This window comes from Devosia salina (genome assembly GCF_019504385.1).
Taxonomy (GTDB): domain Bacteria; phylum Pseudomonadota; class Alphaproteobacteria; order Rhizobiales; family Devosiaceae; genus Devosia; species Devosia salina.
Genome location: NZ_CP080590.1, coordinates 3,129,165 through 3,155,152 on the forward strand (window position 1 = coordinate 3,129,165; position 25,988 = coordinate 3,155,152).

20 protein-coding genes are annotated in these 25,988 nt (G+C 64.4%); 6 read left to right on the forward strand and 14 right to left on the reverse strand.

Annotated features, from left to right (window positions below):
* Positions 1 to 34: 34 nt before the first annotated feature.
* On the forward strand, positions 35 to 859 hold the full coding sequence (locus K1X15_RS15350; protein ID WP_220304482.1) for an amidohydrolase family protein: 825 nt from the start codon (positions 35 to 37) through the stop codon (positions 857 to 859).
* On the opposite strand, the gene K1X15_RS15355 is transcribed toward K1X15_RS15350, so the two are convergent.
* The 3 genes from K1X15_RS15355 to K1X15_RS15365 are packed head-to-tail and all read right to left on the reverse strand — an operon-like array spanning position 856 to position 3,705.
* Positions 856 to 1,653, reverse strand: coding sequence for an ABC transporter ATP-binding protein (locus tag K1X15_RS15355; RefSeq protein WP_220304483.1), 798 nt, complete (start codon positions 1,651 to 1,653; stop codon positions 856 to 858). The two genes, K1X15_RS15350 and K1X15_RS15355, sit on opposite strands and share 4 nt — an antisense overlap.
* Positions 1,646 to 2,689 (reverse strand): FecCD family ABC transporter permease, encoded by a 1,044-nt coding sequence (locus K1X15_RS15360; RefSeq protein WP_220304484.1) that lies wholly within the window; start codon positions 2,687 to 2,689, stop codon positions 1,646 to 1,648. The genes K1X15_RS15355 and K1X15_RS15360 overlap by 8 nt, the downstream gene beginning before the upstream one ends.
* A complete protein-coding gene (locus K1X15_RS15365) occupies positions 2,686 to 3,705 on the reverse strand; it encodes a FecCD family ABC transporter permease (protein WP_240549513.1) in 1,020 nt (339 codons plus the stop codon). The genes K1X15_RS15360 and K1X15_RS15365 overlap by 4 nt, the downstream gene beginning before the upstream one ends.
* A 96-nt stretch (positions 3,706 to 3,801) precedes the next feature.
* Here K1X15_RS15365 and K1X15_RS15370 point away from each other — a divergent pair, with 96 nt between their 5' ends.
* Entirely contained in the window at positions 3,802 to 4,707 is a 906-nt protein-coding gene (locus K1X15_RS15370; protein ID WP_240549514.1) for an ABC transporter substrate-binding protein, read from the forward strand.
* A 55-nt stretch (positions 4,708 to 4,762) separates the two neighbouring features.
* On the forward strand, positions 4,763 to 5,683 hold the full coding sequence (locus tag K1X15_RS15375) for an ABC transporter substrate-binding protein (RefSeq protein WP_220304486.1): 921 nt from the start codon (positions 4,763 to 4,765) through the stop codon (positions 5,681 to 5,683).
* Positions 5,684 to 5,758: 75 nt separating this feature from the next.
* Here the strand turns inward: K1X15_RS15375 and K1X15_RS15380 are convergent, their stop codons facing one another.
* The 9 genes from K1X15_RS15380 to K1X15_RS15420 all read right to left on the reverse strand — a co-directional run bounded on the left by K1X15_RS15380 (position 5,759) and on the right by K1X15_RS15420 (position 19,980).
* Positions 5,759 to 6,868 carry a CehA/McbA family metallohydrolase gene (locus tag K1X15_RS15380; protein ID WP_220304487.1) on the reverse strand — a complete coding sequence of 370 codons (1,110 nt, stop codon included), beginning with the start codon at positions 6,866 to 6,868 and terminating at the stop codon, positions 5,759 to 5,761.
* A gap of 26 nt (positions 6,869 to 6,894) precedes the next feature.
* Positions 6,895 to 9,993: an alpha-mannosidase gene (locus K1X15_RS15385; protein ID WP_220304488.1), complete on the reverse strand. Its 3,099-nt coding sequence runs from the start codon at positions 9,991 to 9,993 to the stop codon at positions 6,895 to 6,897.
* A 74-nt stretch (positions 9,994 to 10,067) separates the two neighbouring features.
* Positions 10,068 to 12,506 carry a hypothetical protein gene (locus K1X15_RS15390; RefSeq protein WP_220304489.1) on the reverse strand — a complete coding sequence of 813 codons (2,439 nt, stop codon included), beginning with the start codon at positions 12,504 to 12,506 and terminating at the stop codon, positions 10,068 to 10,070.
* Between the two features lie 36 nt (positions 12,507 to 12,542).
* Positions 12,543 to 13,766, reverse strand: a complete 1,224-nt coding sequence (locus tag K1X15_RS15395; protein ID WP_220304490.1) for an HAD family hydrolase — start codon at positions 13,764 to 13,766, stop codon at positions 12,543 to 12,545.
* The gene (locus tag K1X15_RS15400; protein ID WP_276315269.1) at positions 13,763 to 14,812 is read right to left on the reverse strand and encodes an ABC transporter ATP-binding protein; all 1,050 of its coding nucleotides are present in this window, start codon (positions 14,810 to 14,812) and stop codon (positions 13,763 to 13,765) included. Before K1X15_RS15400 ends, K1X15_RS15395 begins: the two co-directional genes overlap by 4 nt.
* Positions 14,805 to 15,839 carry an ABC transporter ATP-binding protein gene (locus K1X15_RS15405; RefSeq protein ID WP_240549515.1) on the reverse strand — a complete coding sequence of 345 codons (1,035 nt, stop codon included), beginning with the start codon at positions 15,837 to 15,839 and terminating at the stop codon, positions 14,805 to 14,807. The genes K1X15_RS15400 and K1X15_RS15405 overlap by 8 nt, the downstream gene beginning before the upstream one ends.
* A 4-nt stretch (positions 15,840 to 15,843) precedes the next feature.
* Positions 15,844 to 16,977, reverse strand: coding sequence for an ABC transporter permease (locus tag K1X15_RS15410; protein WP_220304491.1), 1,134 nt, complete (start codon positions 16,975 to 16,977; stop codon positions 15,844 to 15,846).
* A gap of 10 nt (positions 16,978 to 16,987) precedes the next feature.
* Entirely contained in the window at positions 16,988 to 17,974 is a 987-nt protein-coding gene (locus tag K1X15_RS15415) for an ABC transporter permease (protein ID WP_220304492.1), read from the reverse strand.
* Positions 17,975 to 18,072: 98 nt separating this feature from the next.
* Entirely contained in the window at positions 18,073 to 19,980 is a 1,908-nt protein-coding gene (locus K1X15_RS15420; RefSeq protein WP_220304493.1) for an ABC transporter substrate-binding protein, read from the reverse strand.
* A gap of 402 nt (positions 19,981 to 20,382) precedes the next feature.
* Between K1X15_RS15420 and K1X15_RS15425 the strand changes: the two genes are divergently transcribed.
* The gene (locus K1X15_RS15425) at positions 20,383 to 21,462 is read left to right on the forward strand and encodes an ROK family protein (protein WP_220304494.1); all 1,080 of its coding nucleotides are present in this window, start codon (positions 20,383 to 20,385) and stop codon (positions 21,460 to 21,462) included.
* Between the two features lies 1 nt (position 21,463).
* Here K1X15_RS15425 and K1X15_RS15430 read toward each other — a convergent pair whose 3' ends face one another.
* Together K1X15_RS15430 and K1X15_RS15435 are read right to left on the reverse strand one after the other, a co-directional pair.
* Positions 21,464 to 22,513: a LacI family DNA-binding transcriptional regulator gene (locus tag K1X15_RS15430; protein ID WP_220304495.1), complete on the reverse strand. Its 1,050-nt coding sequence runs from the start codon at positions 22,511 to 22,513 to the stop codon at positions 21,464 to 21,466.
* A 109-nt stretch (positions 22,514 to 22,622) separates the two neighbouring features.
* Positions 22,623 to 23,312 (reverse strand): sulfite exporter TauE/SafE family protein, encoded by a 690-nt coding sequence (locus tag K1X15_RS15435; protein WP_220304496.1) that lies wholly within the window; start codon positions 23,310 to 23,312, stop codon positions 22,623 to 22,625.
* A 329-nt stretch (positions 23,313 to 23,641) separates the two neighbouring features.
* On the opposite strand from K1X15_RS15435, the gene ccoN reads away from it, so the two are divergent.
* Together ccoN and ccoO are read left to right on the forward strand one after the other, a co-directional pair.
* The gene (gene ccoN / locus K1X15_RS15440; RefSeq protein ID WP_240549516.1) at positions 23,642 to 25,243 is read left to right on the forward strand and encodes a cytochrome-c oxidase, cbb3-type subunit I; all 1,602 of its coding nucleotides are present in this window, start codon (positions 23,642 to 23,644) and stop codon (positions 25,241 to 25,243) included.
* 12 nt (positions 25,244 to 25,255) lie between these two features.
* Positions 25,256 to 25,987 (forward strand): cytochrome-c oxidase, cbb3-type subunit II, encoded by a 732-nt coding sequence (gene ccoO, locus K1X15_RS15445; RefSeq protein WP_220304497.1) that lies wholly within the window; start codon positions 25,256 to 25,258, stop codon positions 25,985 to 25,987.
* Position 25,988 lies beyond the last annotated feature (1 nt).

Here is a 25,988-nt window from a genome sequence, read left to right on the forward strand (position 1 = left end):
ACTCGGTGGTCATGGACCAATCAAGGGCAAGCACATGATCCCGATCATCGATACGCATCTGCACCTGATCTATCCGGATTGCTTCACCTATCCCTGGATATCGCAGGGTCACCCGCTCAACCGGCCCTGGTCGATCGAGAGCTATCTCGATGAGGCCCGCCCCCTGGGCATCGAAGCCGCGCTGCACATGGAGGTCGATGTCGATGAGGCGGACATCGAAGCGGAATCCCGCTTTGTCCTCGGACTGGACGGCATTGCCGGCGCCATCGCCGCCTGTCGCCCCGAGAACCCCGACTTCCCAAGGCAGCTCGAGTCCCTGGCTGCCATTCCCGGCATTCGCGGTCTGCGCCGCATTCTTCACGAGATCCCGGACAGCGTTGGCCAGACGCCGCATTTCGCCGAGAGCCTGCGCCGGCTTCCTGCCCACGGCCTGACCTTCGATCTCTGCCTCCGCCCCGACCAATTGCCGCTGGGGCACGCCCTGGTCGCCAGGTGCCCGGACACGACCTTCATCCTCGATCATTGCGGCGCCCAGGACATTGTCATCGGCGATCTCGATCCCTGGCGCGCAAACATCAGGGCCCTTGCAGAGCTACCGAACCTCAATGCCAAGATTTCCGGCATCATGGCCTATGCCGGCAAGAATTGGACGCTGGAGGCCCTGCGCCCCTATGTCGAACATGTCATCGAGAGCTTCGGCTGGGACCGGGTCGTGTGGGGATCGGATCATCCCGTGGTCACGCTGGGCGGCAGCCTGACCGATTGGGTCACGGTCACGCGCGAGATCATCAGCGGCGCCAGCACGGAGGAGCAGGCAAAGCTCCTCCACGCCAATGCCCGGAGGATCTATCGGCTCTAGCCCCTCCGGTGGGGAATGCAGATCGGACGCTGATGCACCGGATCGATGATGATCTCGGCGGTGACATTGAACACTTCGGCGATCAGATCGGCCCGCATCATGACCTCGGGCGCGCCGCGTTCGCGCACCTTGCCGCCGGCGACGAAGACCAGCTGGTCCGCATAGCGCGCTGCCAGGTTGAGGTCATGCAGCACCAGCACGATCGTGCGCCCCTCCTCCCGGTTCAGCCGCGTCACCAGTTCGAGGCAGTCGAGCTGGTGGGCCATGTCGAGATGGTTCACGGGTTCATCGAGGCAGATGACGTCTGTTTCCTGGGCCAGCACCATGGCGATCCAGGCGCGCTGCAACTGCCCGCCCGAGAGCGACCCGATGCGGCGAGCGCGCAGATGCGCGACCCCCGTTCCGTCCATGGCTGCGACGACCGCCGCGTCGTCCCGCGCGCTCCAGGGCTGCAACATGGCCTGGTGCGGATAGCGGCCCAGGCGCACCAACTCTTCCACGCTCATGTCCAGCGGCGCACTGGGGCTTTGTGCAAGCAGGCCAATCCGCCGACCCAACGCCTTGCCGCCAAGGCGCGAAATATCCTCGGCGTCGAGCAGCACCTGCCCCGATTGTGGCGCATGCAGGCGCCGGATCGCCCGCAACAGGGTCGACTTGCCGCAGCCATTGGGCCCGGCGAGCACCGTGATCTGCCCGCGCGGAATGGGCAGGCTCAGCGCGTCGAGCACCACATCGTCCCCATAGCCCAGGGTCAGGTTCTTCACCTCGATCCGGTTGGCCAGCGGCTCATCCATTGGTGTTGTCCTTGCGCATGAGGAGAAACAGGAAATAGGGTGCGCCGATAATGGCCGTCACCGTGCCCGCCGGTACTTCGAGCGGGGCGAACGCCACACGGGCCAATAGGTCCGCGCCAACCAGCATGATGGCCCCGAGCAGGATGGAGGTAACGATACCGGCAGCGCGGGCCCGCCCGACCAGCATGCGGGCCAGATGCGGGGCGATCAATCCGACAAAACTGACACCCCCCGCAAAGGCCACGGCGCCTGCCGTGAGCAGGGCCGCGAGCAGGAAGATGAAAAGCCGATAGAGCGGCAGGTTGAGACCGATACTGCGCGAGGAGATGTCATCGAGATCGGCGGGCGGCAATTGACGTGCCGCCACGGCCGCGACGAAGGCCGTCGGCACCAGCACCGCTGTCATCAGCTGCACCTCGGTCCAGTTGATGGTGTTGACGGCGCCGGCCAGCCAGCGCGCGGCCTGCGCCGCCTGATAGATCGGCCCCACCAGCATGAAGATGGTGGTCAGCGCCTTGGCCCCGGCCGCGACCGCAATGCCAAACAGCAGCAGGCGGATGGCCGACGAGGCCTGCCGTCCGGAGAGGAGGAACACCAGCCCGATTGCCGCTATGGCGCCCAGCGCCGCCGCCAGGGGCTGCCAGGCCACCGGCACGAGCAGCGCGTTGGATTCGCCGGAAAAGACTGCCATGAACAGCACCACACCAAGCGCCGCGCCATCGACCACCCCCAGCACGCCGGGCGAAGCCAGCTCGTTGCGGGTGATCCGCTGCAGCAGATAGCCGGCAAAGGCGATGGCCCCACCCGCCAGGGCCGCCGCCGCGACGCGCGGCAGGCGCAATTGCAGCACGACCAGCCGCTCGGTCTTGTCGCCGCCGCCAAGCAGCACGCCGGCCACGGTGTCGAGTGGCATCCACGTCGAGCCAAAGCCGATACCGGCTAGAAACAAGACCACAAAGGTGAGCGTGACCACGCCGACCGCAAGGATCGCCGGCGTGGGACGCCCGGCCGTACGCAAGGTGACGGTCGTATTCATGCAAGCCTCCGCCTGAGCAGAACCAGCAGGGTCAAGGCCCCGACAACAGCGGTGATCGCGCCCACGGGCGCCTCGACCGGATAGATGACGAAGCGTGCGGCGATATCGGCCAGCGTGGCATAGATGCCCCCCGACAATGCCGCCGCCGCCAGCTGGTGCCGGTGACGCAGGCCGACCAGGCGCCGCGCCAGATGCGGCACCACCAGGCCCACAAAGGCCACCGGACCGGCCATGGACACGGCCGCGCCCGTCAGCAGCGACACGGCGACAAAGGCAAGGCCCCGCACCAGCACCAGCGGCACGCCAAGGCTGGTTGCCGTTGCATCGTCGGCATGCAGCACGTCGAGCGCGCCCGCGAGCGCAAAAGCGATGGCCGCCCCAAGCGCCACCACCGGCAGGCCGTTGAAGAACAGGCTGATCGGCCGGTCGACAAAGGCCCCGGACAGCCAGAACAGCAATTGCTGCAACTGCGCTTCATTGCTGGTGAGGATGATCTCCACCACTGCATGGCTGAGACTGGCAAAGGTCACGCCCACAAGCACGATCTTGAGCGGCGACAAGCCGCCGGCTCCCGCCGCCACGCCAAAGACAATGATGCTGGTGACCAGCGCACCCAGCGCCGCCGCCAGTGACAGGCCCACCAGCGACTGCACGCCAAATACCACGGTGGCGACGACAACGGCGAGCGAAGCGCCGCCATTGAGGCCAAGCGTATCCGGCGATGCAATGCGATTGCGCGACAGGGTCTGCACCATCACACCCGCCATGCCGAGCGCCGCCCCCGCCAGCGGGGCGATCAGCGCACGCGGCAGGCGCAGGCCGGCGATCACCGTCGCCACCTCCGAGCCGTCATTGGCGAAGAGCGCCGACCAGACGTCGGCCAGCTCATAAATCTTGTAGCCCAGGGTCAGGCTCGCCAGCATGGCCAGGCCAAGCGCAAGGGCAAGACCCGCATAGATCCGGCCGAGGCGCGGCAGGACCGCGCGCATTGGCAATGTGACGCTTGCGTCGACCACGATAACAAACCTGATATTGACAGTCAGATTAAATTCTGTTGACTGCAGCCATCCGATTTCTGATCGCAGTTGTCAAGTTTTAGGAGAAGAATGTTGATGCGCCGTCTTGTTGCAGCCCTGCTGGTGGCAGGTGCCGTCGTCACGCCTGCCGCCGCCCGCGAAATCACCCATGCCATGGGGGTCACCGATGTGCCCGACCATCCGCGACGCATCGTCGTGCTGACCAATGAAGGGACCGAAGCACTGCTGGCTGTCGGCATCACCCCCGTGGGTGCTGCGAAGTCCTGGCTGGGCAACCCCTGGTATGACCACATCGCCGATCAGATGGCCGATGTCACCGTCGTGGGCGAGGAGTCGGCGGTAAACCTGGAAGTGCTGGTATCGCTGCAGCCGGACCTCATCCTTGGGAACAAGCAGCGCCACGAGGACATCTACGAGCAGCTTTCGGCGATCGCCCCCACCGTGATCTCCGAGCGCCTGCGTGGCGACTGGAAGATCAACATGGCGCTCTATACCGACGCCGCCGGCAAGGGCGCGGAAGGCCAGGCCGCGCTGGATGCGTTCGATGCACGCGTCGCCGCCGTGTCGGAGGCCCTGGGCGACGCTCGTGCCGAGGAAATCTCCATCGCCCGCTTCATGTCCGGCCAGACCCGCATCATGTTCAAGGACAGCTTTTCGGGCATCCTTCTCGACCAGCTTGGGTTCCACCGCCCGGCCAGCCAGGACAAGGCCGAATTCGCCGAACAGATCACCAAGGAACGCATTCCCGAGTTCGAAGGGGATCGCCTGTTCTACTTCACCTATGAAACCGGCAATGGCGAGGGCGATGGCCAGGCCGCCGACTGGCTGGCCGATCCACTCTGGCAGAACCTCGAAGTGGTCAAAGCCGGCAAGGTGCACCCCGTTTCCGACGCCGTCTGGAACACTGCCGGCGGCATCATCGCAGGCCACCTGATGCTCGACGACATCGAGACCATTTACGGCCTCGCAGCGACCCGCTGATCCCTCCCGGCCGGCCATCATGCCGGCCATCCCTTCCGAGCACTGGAGAAAAACCATGTTCAAGCACCTTGCCGGCGGCGGCCTGGCTGCAATCGCGGCCACGATCCTCCTGGCTAACCCAGCCATCGCACGCGAAATCACCCACGCCATGGGCGTGACCGACGTGCCAGACAATCCGCAGCGCGTCGTCATCCTGACCAATGAAGGCACAGAAGCCCTGCTCTATCTCGGCGTGGTGCCCGTCGGCGCCGCCCAGAGCTGGGATGGCGATCCCTGGTACGACCATATCGCAGCGCCGCTGGCCGACACAGTGCCGCTGGGCACCGAGCTGGCCGTCAATCTTGAAATTCTCGCCACGCTCGAGCCAGACCTGATCCTGGGCACCAAGGTGCGGCAGGAGGCAATCTACCCCCAGCTCTCGGCCATCGCGCCCACTGTGATGACCGAAACCATTGGCGGCGAATGGCAGAAGAACCTGCAATTCTATGCGGACGTCGTGAGCCGGACGGCCGAGGGCGAAGCGGCGCTTGCCGGATTTGCAGCCCGCACATCGGCCATTCGCGATGCGCTGGGAGAGGCGGTCAACGAAGAGATTTCCCTGGTCCGTTTCTCGCCCAACCGCACCCGCATCTATTACAAGGACACGTTCGGGGGCCTGGCCCTCAGCCAGATCGGCTTCAAGCGGCCGCCAGCCCAGGACAAGGATGAGTTTGCCACCGAGGTCACCAAGGAACGCATTCCTGAAATGGATGGCGACCGCATCTTCTACTTCTCCGATGACCTCAATAGCGACGAGGCCGCTGCCAATCTCGCGGACTGGCTCCAGGACCCGCTCTGGCTCAACCTGGAAGGCGTCAAGGCCGGCAAGGCCGCTCGGGTCAGCGAAATCATCTGGAACACGGCGGGCGGTATCTATGCGGCTCACCTGATGCTCGACGACATCGAGGCCATCTACGGCCTCGCCTCCACGCGCTGATCGTCAGCCCCGACCATGGTCATCCCATCGCCCGGGTGCGTCGCTGCGCCCGGGCAATTGCTTTGGGCGATGCCCTCAGAAGCTCGGGTCGTAATTGAAATAGAGCGGGTTGGAGAGGGCGATCATGTTCTGGCTTTGCGCCATTGAATTCGGCACTTCGGGATAGGGCGCCTGCGGCCCCTCGATCTCAACCCGGTAGTAATTGCGCTCGCCCAGGCCCGGCGTATCGGTGAACCGAACTGTCCGGCTCTCGGCATCCGTCACGAAGCTGCCAAAGGGGTCGCGGTTCTTGATGACGCGCACCCCATAATTGGCCCCGGGGATACCGCCGCCGGCCAGCCGCACCTCGAAGGTGACGGGGCGGCCGGTGGGATGGACATTGTCGCCCATCATCATCTCCATGACCCCGTCGCCATCCACATCGGCATAGAGCTCGACGCGGGGATTATAGGGGTTGGAGCTGACGGAAGCCCGGCCCTGCTCAAGGGCCCTGAGGATCGCCGGCTTGCTGCGCTCGCGGGCAAAGATCCAGGTCGTCGGCGTCCCCACGTAATTGGCACTTGCCTCGACCGAGAGCGGCACGATCTGCTCGGGCGTATCGGGCACGCCATGATGGGAATCGCTGCCCCCGCGGGCGCCGAGCATCCGGCCGGACTTCAGCATGTCGTCCCAGATGCGGACGCCGGGGATGTTCTTGGGCCAGACGCAGCCGTTCCAGATTTCCACCGAGTCAGCCAGGTCGAACGAATAGCCGTAATGGTTCTTGGTGCTGGGATGATTGGCGGACATGTGCACGCCAAGCTCCTGCTTGAGCCGAAGCAGGTTCCAGTCCCGGTCGTCCCGCGCATCGAAGATGCGCTGATGGTCATAGGGCTCGCACGAGAGAATGTTGATGTGTCCGCGCGCCGCCGTCAGCTCGGCGCCATAGAACAGCAGCACGCTGTCGGAGCGGAACTCGGGATCGGCCCACGTATGATGCGCCACCGCGCCCATCACATGCACATCGTGATCGGTGATCGCCAGGTAGTCGAAGCCCATCCGCTCGGCAAAGCCGATGATCTTGGCCTCCGGATTGTTCGAAGAATCGGTGCTGTGTCGCGAGTGCAGATGCCAGTCGCCCTTGACCCAGACCCCTTGGGAGAACCCTTCAAGGGAGGGCAGTGTTTCGGGAAGCGGCGGGATCATCGGCCAGTCTCCGGCAATTGGCTTGGTCAGGAATTGAGCTTGAGCGTCAGGATCTGGAACGGCGCAAGGCTGAGCCGCACGGCATTGTCGGTGATGGCCATGGCCATCCCCTTCTGTTCGAGAAGGTTGACGATCTGCGCCTCTTTGATCCCGGCCGGCAGGTGCAACACCGCCTCGGTGGCCCGGCCATGTGTCTCCCACAGTCGCACCACCATGCCCGCGCCGTCTTCACTCTTCTTGAGTGCCTCAAGCGTGACACCGGTGCCGTCGAGGCGCAGCAGCGGCGCCCCGGCCACCGGTGCCTCCGCCGCACCCGGCACCAGCTTGAGGGGCAGGTTGAAGGCCTCGGCGCGGCCAGGAATGTCGCTCTCGAGCAGGCCGTGATGCACGACGAGGGCGTAGCGGAAACGGTGCTCGCCCTGGTCGGCCTTGGGCCAGGGATAGGTGGGCGATTTGAGGATTGTCAGCCGCAGCGTGCTGCCCACGACGTCATAGCCATATTTGCTGTCATTGAGCATGGCGACGCCGAAATCGGGCTCGGACAGATCGACCCAGCGATGCATGACCGTTTCGAACCGGGCCTGGTCCCAGGAGGTGTTGCGGTGGGCGGGGCGACGCACATGCCCAAACTGGATCTCCGCCGTGCTCTCGCGCACCAGCAGGTCGAGCGGAAACGCGGCTTTGACCAGCGTGTCATGCTCATGCCAATCGATGAAGCTGTCGAAATCGAGCTGGTCGCTCCCCGCTTCGAGCGCCACCACCTGCACCAGCCGGGAATTCTCGTAGCGCCATTCGAAGCGGATGGCGGCGCGATAGGGACCGGTCTCGACCACCTCGGCCGAGACGAGGTCGTCGATCTCCCAGATCTGGTCTTCAAAACTTTCGTCAATGTCCCAGGCGTCGTACTCGACCGGCATGTCGCGATAAGCCTGGAAGCGGTTGGCGAGCGCGCCTTGCGGGATCAGTTCGCGCTGCCGGCGCTTGTCGAAAAGCGAGATGATGCGGCCTTGGCCGTCGAACCGGGCGGCGATCAGGGCATTCTCCAGCCCCGTTTCGGAGACTTTCAGATCCGCTGAGCCGGAGGCGGCGATGCCCTCTCTGAGAGCAACCGGGGTCACCGCGATGGGCGCGAGGTCTCGGACCGGCACGGCCTGCGCAAGAGTGCCATCGGCGCGCTGGATCGTCTGCGTGGCCAGCTCGACATCGCCGATACGTGCGATCTGCGCATCCGGGGCCTCGATTTCGAGCAGGCCATCTCTGCCGCGTCCAAGGACATTGAACAGCCCAGCCTGACCCGGCTGGGCGAAATGTCCCATCAGCTCGGCCCTCAATGCATCGGCGCGGGTGAAGAATTCCGCATAGTCGTGGTCGCTGTCATCGAAGACGGCGCCGATCGACGAGCCGGGCAGAATGTCGTGGAACTGGTTGAGCAGTACGATCCGCCAAAGCGCGTGCAGTTCCTCGGTCGCATAGGTCGTTCCGGCGCGCTGCTCGGTCAGCACCGCCAGCGCCTCGAGCTCGCGCAGCACCTGCTCGGCCAGCCGGTTGTTGCGCTTGTTCTTGGCCACCGAGGTCAGCGTGCCGCGGTGATATTCGAGATAGAGCTCGCCCACCCAGGTCGGATAATCCTGCGGCCGCTCGGCCATGCGCTTGAGCAGGCGTTCGAAGAACGGGCGCATATGTTCGTGGCGTACGGCGGGGCAGCCGGGAATGCCCTTTTCCATGCGACGGATGTTCTCCAGCATTTCGCGGGTCGGCCCGCCGCCGCCATCGCCATGGCCATAGACCAGGAACAATTCCTTGTTGAGGTCCTGCTGCCCGTGGCGCCGCCAGGTGCCCATCACATGGGTCGGCTTGAGGTCGGGACAATAGGTCGTGCCGATGCTCTTGGAATCATAGTTCTGCGTGGTCAGGAAATAGGCCGCCACCGTGCTGCCATCAATGCCTTCCCAGTGGAAGGTCTCATTGGGCATGCGGTTGGTGTCGTTCCAGCTCAGCTTGTGGGTGATGAACACATCCACGTCCGAAAGCTGCATCAATTGCGGCAGCGCGGCCGAATAGCCGAACGTGTCCGGCAGCCAGAAGATGCGGGGTGTGACCCCGAAGGTCTCCTGGTGATAGGCGATGCCATGCAGGATATGCCGCACGAAGCTTTCGCCATTGGTGATATTGGCGTCCGGCTCCAGCCACAGCGCGCCTTCGATCTCGAAGCGACCGGCCTCGACCTGCGCCTTCATGCGCTCGAAAACTTCGGGATAGTCTTCCGAAAGATAGTCGAGCAGCACGCCCTGATTATACATGAAGCGATAGTCGGGATATTGCTCCATCAGCGCCAGCGCCGTGGACATGGACCGCGCCATCTTCTGCCGCGTCTCGCGGATGCGCCACAGCCAGGCGACGTCGATATGCGTGTGGCCGGTGACGGTGACCACCGGCTTTTCCTCGAAGTCGGCGGCTTCATAAATCTCCGCGCCGATCGCCTCGGCCCGGCGCAGCGAGGCCGCAAACCGCTCCGCATCCCCCGGCCGGAAATCAACCGCGCGCAGGGCGCGATCGACGCGGGTGAGGATGAAATGCCGCCGCGGATCGTCAGCCGCAAGGAGCCGCGCGACATTGAGCGGCACGCTGAGATCGTAGAACACTTTCTCGACCAGCGGATCGTGCAGCAGCAGCGCCATGGCCATGCCATGCTGGCGGCGGTCCTCGATCGTGCCGGCCTCGAGCAGGATCTCGTAGGCGGCACCGGGCTCACCATTTTCGCTGAGCAGCAGTTCCTGGTGATTGCCATCGACGCCCTGGGCAATCGTGCCATTGACCCGCACCAGGCATTGGGGATCTGAACGGCCGCGCGTGTTGCCGAACTGCGCATCGACCTTGAGATAGACGCGCCGTCCCCGGGCAACCTCGGGCAGGGTGAACCGTGTGGCAAACCAGAAATAGCTTTCCGGCTCGCCCCAGACGAGTTCACTGTCGACCGCTGTCCAATTGTCCCAGGCCTGCGCGACGATGGCGCAGCGCTCTTCCGGCAGCCCCCGCCGGAACCGCAGCGGCAGGGCGGTGTCCAGCCGGATAAAGATATGGCTCCGCAGCCGGGACAGAAGATGATCGAGCTTTTCAATACGCATGGTTGCAATCCGGAGCGGCCCGGAGGGCCAAAAAGGTCAGGGTCGGTTCGGTCTGTCGGCGCCGATCGCGCCGGCTACAGCCTTTCAAGCGCGATCGATGGTACGACCCCGCCAAACGGCTCTTGTGCCTGTGCTTCTCCGATCAGCAAACCCCGGGTCCAGTCAAGGGTCAGTCGCGCATTGTCGGGGCGTTCGAGGACGAGGCTTTCGCCACCTGTGTGGCGCAGACGACAGCGCCGGACATAGGCGGTGAATGCCTCCAGGTCCTGGTTCTCGGCAACGATCACGGCCCAGCCCTGGTCCGGGCCGGTCAGGCGATATTCGATGCCGGCGCAGGGACCATTCTCCATGGCCACGAGGGGACCCAAGGCCTTGTACGCCACCAGCCCCTTGCCGCCTTCAAGGATCAGCGTGTCGCCATCCAGATGGTGCACCAGCCCAGCTTGGGCCGCATAGACATGGGAGAAATCAAGTCGGGCGGTAGCCCCCAGCCGGAAGAGCGCCATGGCGGCATTGCGGTGCTGGCCGACCCGCGGCAGCACGCCATTGCCGGCCCAATAGGAGGGACGCTGCTGACCCCAGGGATCGTCCTCGCCGGGATGGTTGAGCCAGCTGCGGGCCATGGGATGGCTGGCGAAGCGCAGGTCGAGCACATGCTGCTGGTGGCCATAGCCGCCCGCGCGCGCCCCACTATTGCTCGATAGCTGAACATACCGGGTCTTGTAGAGGCTCAATTGCGCCGCCTCGCCATAGCCCTGCGTGTAGCGCGCCGTCACCACCTGCCCGTCATCCGGGGCCACATAAGCGCCGATTTCGGCCGGTGACTCATAGCCGCCCGCGGCAAACAGCGGCAGCGAGGCCACGCCGGTGTTGAGCCAGCCCGTTCCAAACGCGACGGCTGCAAAGGGGGCCAGTTCGGTCAGGGGTCCGGCGCGCAGTTCCTTGTCATAGGCCCGCCCCATCGACCCTGCGGGGACACCGCCAAGCGTATGGAGCGCGACCATGGTGAAGATGCGATCGCAGAGCACCTTCGCGCGCCCGGCAATCGGCTCCGGCGCCAGCTCGACCAGAGCCAGCAGGCCAATGAAGTCCACCGGGTAGTAGGCAGCCGAGTTCCACTCGGCCAGGCCTTCTTCCTCCACCGAATCCAGCCACAGCCCGAGGCGCTCTGTTGCCAGGGCTGCCTGCTGGGCGCCGGTCCGTCCGGAGCAGGCGAAGACCGCCTCGGGGAAGCTGAGACCGGCCAGAAGCTGGGAGACGTGGAAGCACAGCGCGTGGTTCTCGCTCCAGAACCACATCACGTCATTGCCCGGCTCGTCCACCCAATAGCGGAATTCGAGCAGAGCGCGGCGTGTGCGTTCGGCAAGATCGCTTGGGAAATCGCTCTGGTGGCGTATCCAGGCCCAGAGCAGCGGCACCGAAACGAAATCGGCACAGTCCCGCCGCTCCTCGATCGCCAGCAGCGTGTCCTCGATGATCGGCCGCAGTCGTGGGTCGTCCGCGCGGCCGGTGGCGAGGATCGCAGTGGCGGTGCCCATGCGCATCTCACCGTGCAGCGCGGCATGCTCCAGTGCCCGCGCCTTGCGGCTGGCGAGATCGGGACCAATGTCGCTGGGCTCGATGTCGTGCAGGATCGGACAGCCAATCGAGCGATCCACCCGGCTGTCACCGGCCACAAAGGTCAGGTCGAGCGTATGATAGCCGTCGGGCAGTTCCGTGCCGCTGCAGAGGGTCACGCTGGTCGCCCCCGCGGGCAGATGCAGGGTGCGATCGAGCAGGGTCGCATGGGTATGCGAGGTGGTGCTGATCCGCGCCACGATATCGACAGCAATGCGCGCCGGGGTGTCGAACGCCAGCACCACATCCTGGGCGCCGCTGATCACATCCCCCCGCGTCCGCACCTGGCTGGACAGCGCCTTGAGCGCCTCGACATTACGACCCAGCCGCGCGCCCTCAAGGAAGACGTCGAGCCGCACGTCGTCAAGCAACACCAATTCGAAGAACCAGTTGACGTCGCGCTCGGCCATGTCTTCGGTCAGCACGATAACGTCGCTCCCACCGGCCTTGAGAGGCAGGTGGACCACGGTCTCCTGTGTCTGGTTGCGGGTGAATGGCTCGAACCGCGCTGCGAGCACGCCATCCACCCAGATATGCACGCCCCCGCGCGTCGAAAGACGGAACGAGCAGTAGCGGTCCTCGGGCGCCACAAGCCGCGTCCGGCACCAGCGCGCCAGCCGGGTCGGCCGGTGTCGGAACTGGCTGAATTCGACACGTCGGTTATTGCCCGGCAGATAGAGGCTTTCGACTGGCCAGTCCGTTCGCAGGCTCACATTGCGGGCAGCGACCTCCCGCCAGGTCGCGACCCGGCAGGGCAGATCGCCGACATCGACGAAACCATTGATGTATTTGTAGTTCTGCGGGTCACGCGCCGGGGCTGGTTCCCCGGGAAAGTGGCGCGCCTCGACGGGCGACAGTTCCCAGGCGTTCAGGCTGTCGCCACGGGCGATACTCATCAATGGCGTCGTCATCAAAAGTCTTTCAGTTTGCACTCAGCCCCGAAAAGGTGCCGGCCCGCGGTAATGCAGCAGGGATTCGAGCTGCTCCAACAGGGCCGGCAGTTCTTCGGGAGAACCTATTTTGTAATCGGGGTGCTCGCTGGAATCGGCAGGCTCATGCGTGCGCAGGCTCGACCAGGCCATGAAGACCGAGGTGATGCCCAGCGCATTGGCGCCCTTGATGTCGCGCGAGAGATTGTTGCCCACCATGACGCAGCGCCAGGCCTCGGACCGGTCGATACCGATCGCCGAAAACGCCGCCTCGAACATGCGCGCGTCAGGCTTGAGCGCGCCAATATCCTCGGAAATCACATGGGCGTCGAACAGATCCCAGAGCTGGTGGCGCCCAAGCAGGTTGACGAAACTCTGCCGCGGACCATCGGCCACCAGCACCAGGCAATAGCCGGCGGCCTTGAGCGCGCGCATCATTTCGCCAGCGCCGGGGATGAGGTCGCCCTGCAGCACCACTTCGGTACCAGGCGCCTTAACCTCGGTGCGTTCATCGACCAGCGTATCGCCGCAATCGAGAAACACCGCCCTGAGATGTCCATTCGCGCCCCGCAACCGGGCAAGCTCATGTTCGACCCGCTCGGGAATGCTGGCCTCCAGCTCGGCCCAGGGCATCAATTGCACGGGCTCGGTCAGCGCCAGGTAGCGATGACTGGGCACGAAGGCATCGCGCCGCATCTTGAGCCGGGCCAGGCGATGGTCGGCCCCGCTTGGTCGATAGTCGCCGCGCTGCGCAAAGGGATTGCCAAGATGCACGCCCTCGATGCCGGCTGCCGGGCCACAGGCGATCGCCAGCTTCTGGCGGTCCCCCTCACCCATCAGCTCCGGAGTAGCCCAATGGGCATGCTTGCCGGCCTCGACATAGACCACCGGGCGGCCATCACGCAGTTCCGCCTGGCCGTTTCCGGCATCCATGACCCGTCGACCGCCATGCGCCGAGGCTTCGACGCGAACGACCCGGCCTTCTTCATCGGCATGGACCCAGACATGCTCGAGATCATAGAGATGGCCGATGTCCCAATCATAGTAGATCGCATATTCGACCGTCACCGCGGCGACCGGTTCGACCAAGAATTTCGACGAGGGCGACTGACCGGCGGTCCTGAACACCGTGTAGCCATAGGCGACAGGGCGATAGGGCTCGCTGGCATCCAGCATCAGCTGCGGCGCCAGCCGGGCCGCCAGGTCATGCGCGCCGTCCAGCTTCATGCCACCGCCCCGACCAGCGACAATTCTTCGGCGAAGTGGCAACGCACCTGCCGGCCGCCAGCCACCGTCCGCAGGGCCGGCACTTCAGTGGCGCATTTGGCCTGTGCATAGGGACAGCGCGGGTGGAAGCTGCAGCCTGCCGGCGGATTGGCGGCATTGGCGATTTCACCCTTGAGCGGCACGCGCTTGCGCGCCCGGTTGCCGCGCGGATCCGGCTGCGGCACCGCGGCCATCAGGGCCTCGGTATAAGGGTGCAGCGGCTTGGCAAAGAGCTGTTCGGTCGGCGCCACTTCCATCAGCCGGCCCAGATACATCACCCCGACGCGGTCCGAGATATGCTCGACCATGCCCAGGTCATGGGTGATGAAGAGATAGGTGAGGCCAAACCTCTCCTGCAGGTCCTGCAACAGGTTGATGTTCTGTGCCGCCACCGACACGTCGAGGGCTGACACGGCCTCGTCTGCGGCGATGAAACTGGGATTGAGCGCCAATGCCCGGGCAATGCCGATACGCTGGCGCTGCCCACCGGAAAAGGCGTGCGGATAGCGACCGATGAACTCGGGCCGCAGGCCCACCACCTGCAGCAGTTCGGCGACGCGGTCGCGGATTTCCCCCTGCGAACCGACCCCGTGGATGACCATGGGTTCACCCACCAGCTCGAGCAACGTCATGCGCGGGTTGAGCGAGGAATAGGGATCCTGGAAGATCATCTGCATTTCGCGCCGCATGGAGCGCATCTGCCGGTCGCTGAGCGCGGAGAGATCGACCACCGATCCATCGGCCTGGCGGAACAGGATCTGCCCGTCGGTCAGCGAATAGGCGCGCAGCATCAGCCGCGCCACGGTGGACTTGCCCGAGCCGGACTCGCCGACGAGACCGAAGGTCTCGCCCTTGCGGATATCGAGCGACACGTCATCGATCGCCTTGATGTCCCCGACCTTGCGCCGCAGCCAGCCGGCATGCACGGGAAAGTACTTCTTGAGGTTGCGCACCGAGATCAGCACGTCATCCGGCATGGTCTGGGTCATGGTGGTGGCCTCAGGCATGAGCCGGCTCCTTGGCAAACTGGTCCGCGATGTGGCAGCGCGACATCTGCCCGTTGAACCGCTTCTCGGGCGGCTCCTGAACATCGCAGAGCCCGGCGATGGCGTGGCTGCAGCGGGGATTGAACTCACACCCCCGGGGGACGCTGAACGGATCGGGCACCATGCCGGGAATGGTTGGCAGGCGCCGCCCCTGGTCGACACCGAGCCGCGGAATCGAGCGCAGAAGCGCCTGCGTATAGGGGTGCTTGGGCGCGTAAAAAATATCATCGACGCTCGCCGTCTCGACGATATGGCCCAGATACATCACCGACACGCGGTCCGCGATATCGGCCACCACGCCGAAATTGTGGGTGATGAAGATTATCGCCATGCCCAGTTCGGACTGCAATTGCTTGAGCAGTTCGAGGATCTGCGCCTCGGTGGTCACGTCCAGCGCCGTGGTCGGCTCGTCCGCGATCAACAGGCTCGGGTCGCAGGAAATGGCCAGCGCGATCATGGCGCGCTGCCGCATGCCGCCCGAAAGCTGATGCGGATAGGCATCGACCAGTTCGGCCGGGCGCGGCAGCTGCACCTTGCCCAGGAGCTCGATGGCGCGTTCGCGCGCTGCGGCCCGGCTCAAGCCCTTGTGCAATTGCACGGTGCGCATGATCTGGGTGCCGATGGTGTGCACCGGTGACAGCGCCGTCATCGGCTCCTGGAAGATCATGCCGATATGGTTGCCCCGGACCTCGCGGATGGCCCGGCTATTGCGCGAGAGGCTCGAAAGCTCGAACGCCTCGCCGCTACGGGGCCGGAACCGGATGCTGCCGCCAGCATCGATGGCGCGCTTGGGCAGCAGCCGCATGATCGCGCGGGCGGTGATCGACTTGCCCGATCCGCTCTCGCCCACAATGCCGAGCACTTCGCCCTTATTGACATGGTAGGACACGCCGTTGACGGCCTTCACCAGGCCTTCACGCATGGGGAAGTGCACCTGCACATTGTCCAGTTCGAGCAGGCGCTCGGGGGGCATGGGGGAATGGTTCATACTACTATTGCCCATAAGGGTCGGCGGCGTCGCGGAGACCATCGCCGAGGAAATTGAAGGCAAGCACGGTGAGCACCACCGCGATCCCGGGCGACAGAAGCCAGGGCGCCAGCGAAATCGAGCGCAGGTTCTGCGCGTCCTGCAGCAGCACGCCCCAGCTGACCACCGGCGGGCGCAGACCCAGGCCCAGGAAGCTCAGTGCCGTCTCGCCCAGGATCATGTCCGGCACTGCCAGCGTCAGCGCGGCAATGATGTAGGAGGTCATCGAGGGCAGCATGTGCTTGGTGATGATGCGATATTCGGAGGCCCCGGCCAGCCGGGCCGCCATCACATAATCCTCGTTGCGGATGGCGAAGAACTGCCCGCGCACCACACGCGCCAGATGCGTCCAGCCGATCAACGCCAGGATGAGGGTGATCAGCACATAGACAAACAGCGGGTCCCAGGCCACCGGCAGGGCAGCCGCCAACCCCATCCAAAGGGGGATGGTCGGAATGGAGCGGATGAACTCCATCAGCCGCTGGATGGAACTGTCGATCCAGCCGCCGAAATAGCCCGAAATCGACCCCAGCGTGAGCCCGAGGATGAAGGCAAAGGCAACCCCGACAAGACCAGCCGAAAGGCTGACGCGCGCGCCATGGATGAGCCGCGAGAACACGTCGCGTCCGAGATCGTCCGTGCCCAGAAGGTTGATCTGGTCGCGCCGATCGTTGACGCCGAACAGGTGGAAATTGGTCTTGAACAGGCCAAAGAAGCTGTATTCGTCGCCCTGCGCGAACAGCTGGATCGGCAGCACTTTATCGGTGTCCTCGGCAAAGATCACCCGAGCTGTCTCCGGATCGCGCTCGCGCGCCAGCCCATAGACGAAGGGTCCGACGAATTGCCCCTCGTGGAACAGATGGATGGGCGTGGGCGGCGCCAGCGTGCGCAGGCGCTGCACCTCGAACGGATCATAGGGGCCGACCATGTCGGCAAAGACTGCCGCCAGGATCAGGATGCTCAGGAACCACATCGAGATCATGGCCAGCGTGTGCCGCGAGAACCGGCGCCAGATCAGCTGCCAGGGTTTGGCGGTAAACAGCTCTTCCTTGCGGTCGCGCACGGTCTCGGGCGCGTTGTCGATTGTCTGCTCGGTCATGGCCATTGCCTCACGCGTAGCGGATGCGCGGGTCGAACCACGCCAGGAGAATGTCGGAGATCAGCGTGCCGATCACGGTGAAGACGCTGAGCACCAGGATGAAGCTGCCCGCCAGATACATGTCCTGCATCTTGAGCGCCTGCAGCAGCAGCGGGCCGGTGGTCGGCAGGTTCAGCACCACGGCGGTGATGATGTCGCCGGAGAACAGCGCCGGCAGCGCCCAGCCCACGGTCGAGATGAACGGATTGAGCGCCACGCGCACCGGATAGCCCCAGACCACGCGGGCCTCGCTCAGGCCTTGGGCATAGGCCGTTTCCACATAGGGCTTGCCCAACTCGTCGAGCATATTGGCGCGCATCACGCGGATCAGCCCGGCCGCGCCGCCCGTGGCCAGCACGACCAGCGGGATCCACAGGTGCTGGAGCAGGTCGATCACCTTGCCCAGGCTCCAGGGCGCGCTCTGGTATTGTGCAGAGAACAGGCCACCGACATCGAGGTTGAGATAAACGAAGCTGACCCAGAGCAGGATGAGCGCCAGGAGGAAATCCGGAATGCCCTTGCCCAGGAATCCGAAGACCGTGAACACATAGTCGAGCACCGAATATTGCCGCGTCGCCGAATAGACGCCGACCGGGATGGCGATGATCCAAGTGAACACAAGGCTGAGGGTGGAAATGGCCAGCGTAATGGCGAGGCGGTCCCAGATCAGGCTGGAAACCGGCGCATTCCACTGCAGCGAATAGCCAAAATCGCCATGGAAGATGATGTCGGTGATCCAGCGCCAATATTGGACCAGGATCGGGTCGTTGAGCCCATATTGGGCCCGCATGGCGGCCTCTTGCGCCTCGGTAATGTATTCGCCCTGGTGGCGCAGTTCGGCGGCATAGGCGGTGATGTAGTCGCCCGGCGGCAACTGGATGATCACAAAGGCAATGAATGAAATGAAGGCGAGCGTCGGGATCGCCAGAAATGCGCGCCGGAGAATGAAGGCGATCATGCTGCTGTTCCTCCCCGAGCCGCCCGATATTGCGGGGGGCGGCTCAAGTCATGAAGGGCGGCCCGGGACCGTCAGTCGGTCCCGGGCCGGTTGCTTGCTTAGTCCTGGTCGAACCAGAACTGCTGGGTGCGGGCAATGCCCACGCCGCGGAAGATGTCGTCCTGCACCAGGTCGGGCTGCACGTTCTGCATCTTGTCCGACACGATGTTGACCACTGCACCGCCACCATAGACGCCGATGACATAGCCGGCATCGACGAAGTCGGCGATCATCTCGTTCACGGCCGCGTCGGCCTCTTCCAGGGTCAGGGCCTGCGAGGCCTCGTCCCAGGCAGCGAACATGTCGCGCACGGCACTGCCTTCAGGAGGCTCGATGCCGCTTTCGCCATCGGTCTGGTACCACTTGAAGTATTCGGTACCAAAGGACTGGCTGCCCAGCATCAGGCGCGGGTCGGCCGGCACATAGGTCAGACGGTCGAACGGCATCCACTGCAGCTGGAAGTCGTTATTGTCGCGGTTGTTGTCCCACTGGGTGCGGTCGATGACGCGCGGCAGCAGCTCGATGCCGACATCGGCGAACATGTCCGCCATCACTTCGAGCGTCTTGGCATGGGCCGCGTCATTGGCCTCGATGGTCAGGCTGAGGCGCTGCCCATCTTCACGCAGGCGGAAACCAGCGCCGTCGCGCTCGGTCAGACCGGCCGCATCGAGCAGGGTGTCGGCCTGGTCGGGATCATATTCGGTCCAGTGCGACGACAGCTCTTCCCTGTAATAGGGCGAACCGTTCACCGGCGCGGTCTGGATGGGGAAGGCCAGTCCCGACTGCGTCAGCTCGATGATCGCCTCGCGGTCGACAGCGACCGACAGGGCATGGCGGAAGTCGGGGTTCTGGAACAGGGCCTGCAGCACCGGATCCTTCACCGTCTGGTTTGGAATGATCGACCAGACATTGGAGTCTCGGCCGGTCACCACGTGATAGCCGCCGCGCGCCTCGTTCTCCTTGTAGAAGGTGTAGTTGTCCAGGCCCATATAGCGGGCCTGCATGTCGATCTGGCCCTGCGCAACCATCAGGTTGAGCGTTTCCGGATCCTGGAACAGGCGGTGTTCGATGCGGTCGATATAGGGCAGCTGGTTCCCTTCCTGATCGACGGCGTAATAGTAGGGATTGCGAACCATGGTGACGGTTTCGGCCGGCGCCGGGGTTTCGATCTTCCAGGCGGTGATCACCGGCAGGTCCGGATTGGCCCACCAGGCCGTCGCAGCGCCCTTGGACCCCCACAGATCGGTCCACTTGGCGACGTTGAACTTGGCGGCGGCGGCAGCCAGCTCTTCTTCGCTGGCATACTTGTTGTTGAACTGGCTCAGATAGTGCTTCGGGAACAGGAAGCTGGGCCGGTCCAGGCTCGGCTCGCCAGTCGAGTCCTTGGCCAGGATCTGCAGGAAATACACGTAAGGCTGGGCGAACTTGATGGTGAAGGTGCGCTCGTCCTTGACCTCGAGCTGCAGCGGGACGCCGCCCGGCGCAAAGGTCGGATCGATATTGGGCACGATATCGGTGTTCAGGAACACGTCATTGTACCAGAATTCGACGTCCTCGGTGGTGACCGGCTCGCCATCCGACCACTTCAGCCCTTCGAGCAGGGTGAAGGTGAATTCGGTGGAACTGTCGTTGACCGAATAGCTCTCGATATAGCCGGGCTTCAATACGGCCTCACCGGAGGCATCGGCGGTCCACTTGAGCACGCGCTCTTCCATGAGCTTGGTGGGACCCCAGCGATCGCCGGGACCGCTATAGGCACGGTGCCAGGTGCCGCCATACTCGCCCACTGTCAGGGCGTCGACAACGGTGGGGTTCACCGGCAGGCGCTCATCGACCGGAGGGAGCTGCCCGGCGCCCACCATTTCGTCCAGCATCGGCGCTTCCTGGAAGGCCCAGGCAACCGCGGTCATTGCCGTCGTCGACAGCGCCGCAATCGCGACCGTCGCGATCCATTTCTTGGCATTCATAGACGTCTTCCTCATTTTGCGCGCCGCAATGCACCGTCTGGTGACAAAGCGAGCGCGTGATCTCCATTGGAAGTGACTGACATTTCCTGCAAAAATTTTTGCATGAAGCTCCTCCCTTCCCTCTCCTGCTCCAGCGCTGTCGCTTGCAATGCACCTTGCATATTGCGCGATCTTTGCTGTTACATGCAGCATCCTTGCGGCAGTTTCACACTTTCGCAATATGAAACAATTTTCACGACCCTCGAAAGTGATCTCAAAATGCATTCAGACGATCCATCTTCCATGCAAGATCGGCATGAGATTCAACGAGCTACGCCTCCCGGGACCGCCACAACGCGCCCTGCCGGCGCTGCTGAAAAAAATTCCCCAGATAGTTACTTGCGTCGGCTGGTGGACCTGCTGATGGCATCGCCTTCGCTGCAACGCCCCGCGCTTTCGCGCCGCATCGGGTTGCCGCGCCATTCGGTGTCGGACCTTCTTGGCACGCTTGAGAGTCGCGGCTTCGTCCATGTAGCGGGCACACATGACGGTTTGCCCGGGCGATCGCAATTATCATATGCGCTGCGGGCCAATGCAGCCCTGGCCATGGGGTTTGACGTCGGCGGAACCAAGATTTCCGGCGCGGTTTGCGACATGCGCGGCACGCTGCTGGCCGAGTACACCGAGCCCAGCACCAGGCGTGGAGCGGACGCCCTGGTCACCCAGATCGCCGCCATTGCCGACCGCCTGTGCAGCCATGCGGGCCTGCCGCGCTACCACGTCCGCAACACTACGATCGGCGTACCCGCCGCCGTCGATCCGCGCACCGGGCGCCTGAGCCTGGCAGGCAACATGCCCGGGATCGAAGGGGTCGCCCTGCTCGAACCGTTGACCTCGGCGCTTGGCGGGCATGTGCACCTCGACAACGACGTCAACCTCGCGCTTGTCGCCGAGGTACGGAGCCAGCCCGACGCGTCGGCCAACATGGCTTTCGTCGCCCTGGGAACCGGCATCGGCAGCGCCCTCATGGTCAATGGACACCTGCTCCGGGGTGCCCATGGCGGTGCGGGGGAGATCGGCTATCTGCCGCTCTGGCAGCTGGACTTTTCCGGCACGCCGGCCCTCGAAAACCAGGTCGGGGAAGCTGGCATCCGGCGCCTTTACGTGGCGGCCGGGGGGCCCACCGAGCACAGTGTCGAGCAGATATTCCGCGCCGCTGCAAATGGCGATCACGCTGGGTTGCAGGCCCTTGACCAGGCCGCCCAGTTCGTCGCCCGCGGGGTGGTGAGCATTCTGGCACTGGTCGACGCCGAAACGGTGGTCTTCGGTGGCAGTGTCGGTGCCCGTGAGGAGTTTATCGACCGGGTGCGCCCGCTGGTCTCGGCGGCCTGGCCCCGCCCGGTCGTCATCCGTCGAAGCGAAACAGGCAGTCGTGCCGGCCTGCTGGGCAGTGTCGAAATGGCCCGCCAGCAGCTTCTTTCCGACCTGTTCGGCCCCGCATAGGCTAGGGCAGCGTGCGGACGCTGCCCCGGATCGTCAACCGGCAGCCCAGTTCCAGCCGGTGGGCCGGTAGGGCGGCATTGGCATTGGTGATGCGCTGTTCGAGCAGATGCAGCGCTGCTGTCCCCATATGGTCGAGAGGCACGCTGACCGTGGTGAGCGAAGGCGCAGTGAATTCGCCCAGCGCGACGCCGTCGAAGCCGACCACCGATACATCCCGTGGCATGGCGTAACCCGCATTGCGCAGGGCCGTCATTGCCCCCAGCGCCAGATTGTCGGCCGCACAGAAGATCGCCGTGATCCCGCCCAGGCCCTCATGCTTGGCAATCCAGCGCTCGATCGCCGCCCCCCCCAGATCGGGCAGGTAACCTTCCGCGTGATGCACATAGGCCGTTTCGAGCGAGAGATTGTTGGCGCGAAAGGCATCCAGAAAGCCGTCACGGCGGCGGCGGATCGTGCTTCGACCCTCCCAGGTCAGGTGCATGATGTTGCGATGCCCCTGCTCGATCAGCCAGTTGGTCGCGTAGCGCGCCGCAAACCGGTTGCCGGGCGTGACGCTGTCGATCTGCATCTCCTGGTCTTCGCCGTTCATCAGCACGGCCGGAATGCCGGAACCGGCGATTTCCTGCAGCAATTCGCGCCGGTCGTCGTTCAGCAGCAAAATGCCATCGACCTCAGCGGCCCGCGCCTGCGCGATCAACTCGCTGCCGCTGAAATTGGGTTGATCAACCTCTACCGGCACCACCCGGATCGAGCGGCGCTCGCACTCGCGCATCAACCGGCTCAGCAGCGTCCATGAATAGAGATTGTACTCATTGTGCGGAAGCGTATCGCTCGGCACCGCCAGCATCACGCTCCGGAGCACGGCGATCGTCGCCTTTTCCCGACGCTTGGCCAGGTAGCCCAGCGTCCCCGCGGCCTCCAGAACGCGCGCCCGCACTTCGGGCGAAATCGGTGCCGTGCCGTTGAGAACGTGCGAAACGGTCGAGACCGCGACGTCGGCCCGATCGGCCACATCCTTGATCCCAACCTTGCGGCCCGGCACTTGTTTCACGCGCACTCCTGCTCCCGTTCGCGCGCAGATTCGGCCCCGCGACGCATCGTGAATACACCACGCTTCCGCGCGGGTCGCGTCAAGTCCGCCCTGCTGAGCGATCACAGGGTCAAGAAATGCAGAGGGGACTGCCCGGCGTGGTCAGCAGGAACGCCAGGACGCCCATGCCCGCCATCATCAGGCCCGCGGCAAGGTGGCCCGGACGCTTGCGTCGCCCGCCTGCTCCAAAGAGAAGCAGCGACGACGCCATGACCGGCACGGCCGTCACCAGCCCGAAGGCCAGCATCATCAGCATGGCCATCTCGACCGAGCCGAGCACCATGGAATTGAACACCGCAGCGTAGACAAGGGGACAGGGGGTGAGCCCCCAGACCAGGCCGGAGACCAAATCCAGCTCCGGCCCACCCCGGGACAGAGCAAAGCGAACCCTGGCGGTCAGGCCCGCCATGGGCGCCAGGGCGCGGTCGAACCCAGCCAGGCTGGGCACGAGGCCGGCCGTCGACAGGCCCATCCAGATCACGACGCCGGCCGCCATCCATTGCAGGGCCATATGCACGGGGCTCATGTCGATCTGCCGGATAAGGCCCGCCCCGAATGCGCCGAAGACCAGCCCCAGCGCCACATAGGCAAGCACCCGGCCAATCTGCATCACCGCGAGGCGCTGCCAGGCGGGCCGAACGGACTGCCGTGCATCGGTGACGGTCAGCAGGGCACAGCCGATCGGGCCGCACATACCGGCGCAGTGCAGCGCCGCACCAGCGCCCATCAGCACGCCCCAGACCAGGGATTGCCAGATCATTGCAGCCTGGAGCTTCCGGGCGACTTGACCGGAACCGCTGGCGCTCCTGGAACGTGTGCGCTCGGGGCCCCACGCTCCTGAGATGAGCCCCCCGCGCGATATGCCGCCAGGATCTGGCAGAAGCCCGGTCGATCGAGGGCAGCCTCGCCATCGCGCCGACCACCCATGTTCCTCTTTGTCGCCGTCATGGGAAACCCCTCGAATGCCTGGCGACCACCATGACAATCCACACTCGCGCCAACCTTGATCCAAATCAAAGTCGGTGAGCCCACCCCGGCTTACCAAGCCCAGCACGGCAGCACTGTGCCGGTTTGGCTTGGGGAATCGATGTGAACAAGGGATGGATAATCGGCCTTGGCGGCGGAACTCTGTTGGCGGCCCTGCTTTCGGGGCTGGCTGTGGACGCGCCGTTCCGCCTGCATATGGGCATCTTGACCCTGGTGCTGGGCCTGGCGACGCTGGTGGCTTTGCGGCTGCCCGAACGCGTGCCTGATCCGGCGGGCGAGGCCAGCTACATGGATGGTCCGGTGCGGATCGGTTCGCTGCTGACCGTGTTCTGGGGTATTGTCGGCTTCCTGGTCGGCGTTGTGGTGGCCACGCAACTGGCCTTCCCCGACCTCAATTTCGGCCCGTTCCTCACCTTCAGCCGCCTGCGCCCCCTGCACACTTCCGCCGTGGTCTTTGCCTTTGGCGGCACGGCGCTGTTGACCACCAGCTTCTATGTGGTCCAGCGCACCTGCCGGGCACGGCTGTTCGGCGGGGACCTCGCCTGGTTCGTGTTCTGGGGCTATCAGCTGTTCATCGTCATGGCCGCCACCGGCTATCTGCTGGGCATCACCCAGAGCCGCGAATATGCCGAGCCCGAATGGTATGTCGATATCTGGCTCACCATTGTCTGGGTGGCCTATCTCATCCTGTTCCTGGGGACGCTCCTCAAGCGCAGGGAGCCGCATATCTATGTGGCGAACTGGTTCTACCTCGCCTTCATCGTCACCGTGGCCATGCTGCACGTGGTCAACAATCTGGCCGTGCCGGTCTCCTTCTTCGGCTCGCGCAGCTATTCGCTGTTCTCGGGCGTGCAGGATGCCCTGACCCAGTGGTGGTATGGCCACAATGCGGTGGGCTTCTTCCTCACCGCCGGCTTTCTGGGGATGATGTACTACTACATGCCCAAGCAGGCCGAGCGCCCGGTCTATTCCTACCGGCTCTCGATCATCCACTTCTGGTCGCTGATCTTCCTCTATATCTGGGCCGGCCCGCACCACCTGCACTACACCGCCCTGCCCGACTGGGCGCAAACCCTGGGCATGGTGTTCTCGGTGATGCTGTGGATGCCCAGCTGGGGCGGCATGATCAATGGCCTGATGACCCTGCGCGGTGCGTGGGACAAGCTCCGGACCGATCCGATCATCCGCATGATGGTGATTGCCGTCGCCTTCTACGGCATGTCCACCTTCGAAGGCCCGGTCATGTCGATCAAGTCGGTCAACGGCCTCAGCCACTATACCGACTGGACCATCGGCCACGTGCATTCCGGTGCCCTTGGGTGGGTCGGCATGATCTCGTTCGGCGCCGTCTATTTCATGGTGCCCCGCCTGTGGGGCCGGGAACGCCTCTATTCGCTACGCATGGTCAACTGGCACTTCTGGCTCGCCACCCTCGGTATCGTGGTCTACGCCGCCGCCATGTGGGTCGCCGGCATCATGCAGGGCCTGATGTGGCGCGAATACGATAGCCAGGGCTTCCTGGTCTATTCCTTCGCCGAAACCGTGGCGGCCATGCACCCCTACTATCTGATGCGCGTGGGCGGCGGCCTGCTCTACCTCGCCGGTGGACTGGTCATGGCCTTCAACATCTGGATGACCGTCGTCGGCAAGGTCCGCAGCGAGCGTCCCATGCCGGTCTCGGCCAGCCTGCAGCCCGCCGCGTAAGGAGCACCAATCATGTCCATTCTTGCCAAGCACGGCATCATCGAACGCAACGCGTCCCTGCTGCTCGTCGGCTCGCTCGTTGTGGTCGCAATCGGCGGCATCGTTGAGATCGCCCCCCTGTTCTACTTCCAGAACACCATCGAGAAGGTGGACGGCATGCGGCCCTATTCGCCGCTCGAGCTGGCCGGGCGCGACATCTACATCCGCGAGGGCTGCTACACCTGCCACAGCCAGATGATCCGGCCATTCCGCGACGAGGTGGAGCGCTACGGCCATTACTCGCTGGCGGCCGAGTCGATGTACGACCATCCCTTCCAATGGGGATCCAAGCGCACCGGGCCGGACCTGGCGCGCGTCGGCGGGCGGTATTCAAACGACTGGCAGGTGCAACACCTGACCGATCCGCGCTCGGTGGTCCCAGAGTCGGTGATGCCCAGCTATGCCTTCCTCTCGTTGGCCACCCTCGACTACGGCACCATCACCGGCAAGCTGCAGGCCAATGCCACCGTCGGCGTGCCCTATGACCAGGCGATGATCGATGCCGCAACGCGCGACCTGATCGCCCAGGCGACCCCGGACGCCGACACATCCGAGCTGCTGACCCGCTATCCCAAGGCCGTGGTCGGGGACTTCGACGGCAACCCGGACAAGATCACCGAAATGGATGCCCTTGTCGCCTATCTGCAGATGCTCGGAACGCTGGTCGAATTCGACAGCTACGACGCCGAAGCCAATTTCCGCTAGG